The following is a 4574-nucleotide window of genomic DNA, read 5'->3' on the forward strand; positions in this document are numbered from 1 at the left end:
CTTTTTTTAATAATTACATTGTTTTATTTTAAAATTTTATCTTGACATATTACCAGGTTGCTTATTTATAATAATTAATTCCTGATTCAAATATTTTTTGATCATAATTTCCTCGTTTATTTTTATATAATCCTCTACCAATTCTCTCAGAATGTCCCATTTTCCCAAATATTCTTCCATCAGGACTTGTTATACCTTCTACATTTAATGTTGAACCATTAGGATTAAAATCTATATATTGAGTAGCTATTTGACCAGCATTTATAAGTTTTTCTACCATATCATCTGATGCTACAAATCTACCCTCTCCATGGGATATAGGCATATCATGAATATCTCCTACATTCACCCCATTTAACCACGGAGATAAATTAGAAGATACTCTCGTCTTTGCAATAGTCGATATATGTCCTATATCTTTATTAAATGTAAGAGTAGGTGATCCTTTAGTTATATTACATATCTTTCCATAAGGTAATAATCCCAATTTTATTAATACTTGAAATCCATTACATATCCCCAAAATAAGTCCATCTCTATTTTCTAATAAATTAGATATACTTTCTTTAATAAATGAATTTCTAAATATTGTGGCAATAAATTTGCCTGACCCATCCGGTTCATCTCCTGCACTAAATCCTCCTGGCAATGCAATAATTTGAGATTTGTCTATTATTGTTTTCATCTGATAAATAGACTCTTTTATATGTTTAGGGTTTTGATTTTTGAATATAAAGGTTTCTACCTCGCCCCCTACTTTTTCAAAGGCTCTCTTCATATCATACTCACAATTAGTTCCAGGAAAAATTGGTATAAATACCTTTGGTTTTGTTATAGTCCTAGATTTTTTTATTCTATTTCCTCTTGTATAACTTATATCTAAATAAGAAGTAATCTTTTTACCTTTTCTAGGAAACACTTTTTCTAGTGGCTCTTGAAAAGCTATTACCATTTCTTCTAAATCTATCTCTATTTCTCCATATTTCATAATTGAATTTTTAATTGTTCTTCCTATTACTTTATGTCTTATTTCATTTAATTCTTCTATATCTTCCTCGTCAATTTCAATTATTAAAGATCCATAATCAGGTTTAAATAAATCTACTTTTTCAATAAATTCAACGCCTATTTTATTTCCTATAGACATTTTTGTTATAGCTTCTGCTATTCCACCATGTCCTAGTGTATGACAAGATAATATTTTACCCTTTTTAATCAACTGATTTAATCTTGTATATGTTTTTTTAATCATATTAAATTTAGGAATATTTCTATCATCTTTTTCTATTTCTAATAATACTATGCTACTATTTGTTTTCTTTATCTCTTGACTTACTATATTTCTTACATCACCAGAAGCTACAGCAAAAGATACCAATGTTGGAGGAACATCTATATCCTTAAATGTTCCTGACATACTATCTTTACCACCAATTGCAGGTATGTCTAATTCCTTTTGAACTTGCAAAGCACCCAACAAAGCTCCTAAAGGTTTACCCCACTTCTCAGGACTTTTTCCTAATTTTTCAAAATATTCTTGTAAGGTTAGTCGAATATTGCTTAATTCTCCTCCTAAAGCTATCACTTTCGCAATGGAATGAAGAACTGAATACATTCCTCCATGAAATGGACTCCATTTAGCTATTTTAGGATTATATCCATAAGTCATAATTGTACATGTATTAGTTTCCCCTTTTAAAACCGGTATTTTCGATACCATACCTTCCGCTGGAGTTAAACCATATTTCCCTCCATAAGGCAATATAACTGTGGAAGCTCCTATAGTGCTATCAAAATTCTCTCTTAATCCCTTTTGATCGGCTATATTTAAATCCCTTAATTTATTTAACCATATATCTTTGAGACTGCTACCATCTTTTACAATTATATAATTATCAAAATAACTATTCTCCCTACTAGGATTATTAATTAAACATTTACTTCTTTGAACTGCTCCATTAGTATCTAGAAAACTTCTATCTAAATCAACTATTTTTTTACCACGCCATTCCATAATTAGACGATTGTTATCTGTTATTTCTGCCACGATAGTAGCTTCTAAATTTTCTTCTTCTGCTAAAGCTTTAAACTTATCACTGTTTTCTCTATCCACTACAACAGCCATTCGCTCTTGAGATTCAGAAATAGCTAGTTCTGTACCATCTAATCCATTATATTTCTTAGGTACTTTATCTAGATTTATATATATACTTGGAGCTAATTCTCCTATTGCAACAGATACACCCCCTGCTCCAAAATCATTGGATTTTTTTATAAGGGTAGGTGCCTCTTTATTTCTAAACAAACGTTGTATCTTTCTTTCTTCTGGTGGATTTCCTTTCTGAACTTCTGAACCACATTCCATCAAAGAAGTTTCATCATGTTCTTTAGATGACCCTGTAGCACCTCCACATCCATCTCTACCTGTTTTCCCTCCTAATAAAATTACCACATCTCCTGCTTCCGGAGTTTTTCTTATTACATTATCTTTAGGTGCTGCCGCAATAACTGCTCCTACTTCCATTCTTTTTGCAATAAATCCTTCATCATAAACTTCTGACACTTGTCCCGTAGCTAGACCTATTTGATTACCATAAGAACTAAAACCTTTTGCTGCTTCTGTAGTTATTTTAATTTGGGGCAGCTTTCCTACTAATGTTTTAGAAACATCTTCTGTAGGATCACCACTACCGGTTATCCTCATGCCTCCATAAACATAACTTCTTCCAGAAAGAGGATCTCTTATAGCACCACCTAAACACGTTGCAGCTCCTCCAAAAGGCTCTATTTCAGTTGGATGATTATGCGTTTCATTTTTAAACATAACCAACCATTCCTCTATTTCTCCATCAATATCAACTTCAACTACTATACTAGCTGCATTTATTTCTTCAGATACTTCTAAATCATTCAATAATCCTTTTTTCCTCATTTCCTTCATTGCTATAGTAGCTACATCCATGAGAGTTATATTTCTTTTTTCATTCTTATATACAAATTTTCTAGATTCTAAATATTTATTGTATGCTTCTTCAATTGGATATTTATAATATCCATCTTCAATTTCTATTCCTTCAATATTTGTCATAAATGTAGTATGTCTACAATGATCAGACCAATAAGTGTCTATTACTCTTATTTCTGTTATTGTTGGGTTTCTTCTTTCATTTATTCTAAAATATTCTCTTATAAAATCTATATCTTCATTATTCATAGCTAAACCTAAAATTTCCTTGATATCATTAGACTTATATTTCTCTTCATTTATAAAATCATTTAATATTTTTACATTTGACGGTTCTTTATAAGGTATTTCTAAGCTTTTAGGTTTATTTAAAGATGCTTCTCTAGAATCAACTGGATTAATAATATATCTTTTTACTTTATCAATTTCATCTTTCGATATGCCTTTCACAACTATAATTTTAGCTGTATTTACAATAGGATTACTATCTTCAGACAATATTTTAATAGCTTGTACTGCTGAATCTGCTCTCTGATCATATTGACCAGGTATATATTCTACTCCAAAGGCTGTTTCATCTTCATCAATAGGAAATGTTTCATTATAAATTCTATCTACATTAGGTTGTGAAAAAATTATAAATTTACTTTTTTCAAAAAGTTCCTCTTCAATCCCTTGAATATCATAACGATTTAATATTCGTACTTTTTTTAGTCTTTCCAATCGTAAATTTTCTCTTAAATTATTAAATAATTCCTTTGCTGAACTATCAAAACCTTTTATTTTTTCAACATATATTCTCTTTATGATAGTATTCATCCCCTTTATATACAAAATAAAAGCTTAAACTAAGAAACCTCCATATGGGGAATTCTTAGTCTAAGCTTTTGGTCACCAAAATAATCCTGTAAAAAAATATACAGAACTTAGCTAAAATCTCACCCATAGTCAGATGATTTACGGTCATCTGGTAGAGACTTTCGGACCTTATTTCCGATATTATATGGATATCTATTTATTTTTCATCTTAATAATAACAAAGTAAATTATATAAGTCAACAACTTTTTATGAATTTTAAATATCATTTATAATTTATAGTTCATTTTATATCGTATTTTATATAACTTTACTTACTTATAATTCGTAAATTTTATCTCTAAAATTTTAACCTCCAAAAAACAAATCAAATATATTTCCTAAATCACTAGATTTTGCTTTATAAATTTCTGTATACTTACACCTAGAACATGTTACAGTAGAAAATTTTTCGCTTTGAACGTCAAAAAGTTTTGATAATGTTCCTCCTGTTGCTTGAAATTGTCCTGTTTCATAACTAATATTACCACATTTAGGGCATTCCCAATTTCCATTCATACAAACATCTCCTCTTTGCTAAATACAATATTTTAAACTATTATATCATAATAATATATATTATAAACCCTCTAGAAATCCATCTAGAGGGTTTATAAGCAATCTATTTATTTTTCTGCTTCTTCTAATGCTTTTTCAGCTAATTCAAAAAATTCAACAACATGAATTGACACTCCTGATATTGCATCTGTATGTCCTTCATCATCTGTATACTCTATATCTGTTGGATCTTGT

General features: G+C 29.5%; 2 protein-coding genes and 1 riboswitch. Both genes read right to left on the minus strand.

Going from position 1 to position 4574, the window contains the following annotated elements; translation table 11 throughout:
• Positions 1-61: 61 nt before the first annotated feature.
• Positions 62-3784 (minus strand): phosphoribosylformylglycinamidine synthase, encoded by a 3723-nt coding sequence (locus GOQ29_RS03350; protein ID WP_203371221.1) that lies wholly within the window; start codon positions 3782-3784, stop codon positions 62-64.
• 106 nt (positions 3785-3890) lie between these two features.
• Positions 3891-3992, minus strand: a riboswitch (purine riboswitch).
• A 138-nt stretch (positions 3993-4130) separates the two neighbouring features.
• The gene (locus tag GOQ29_RS03355; protein WP_203371222.1) at positions 4131-4340 is read right to left on the minus strand and encodes a zinc ribbon domain-containing protein; all 210 of its coding nucleotides are present in this window, start codon (positions 4338-4340) and stop codon (positions 4131-4133) included.
• Positions 4341-4574 lie beyond the last annotated feature (234 nt).

The sequence above is a fragment of the Anaeromonas gelatinilytica genome (assembly GCF_016820635.1).
In the GTDB taxonomy this organism is placed as follows: Bacteria; Bacillota; Clostridia; order Tissierellales; family SIT17; genus Anaeromonas; species Anaeromonas gelatinilytica.

Bases quoted from the DNA above. Each gene is read 5' to 3' on its own strand.
- GOQ29_RS03350 (WP_203371221.1), bottom strand. From the start codon at position 3,784: ATGAATACTATCATAAAGAGAATATATGTTGAAAAAATAAAAGGTTTT.
- GOQ29_RS03355 (WP_203371222.1), bottom strand. From the start codon at position 4,340: ATGAATGGAAATTGGGAATGCCCTAAATGTGGTAATATTAGTTATGAA.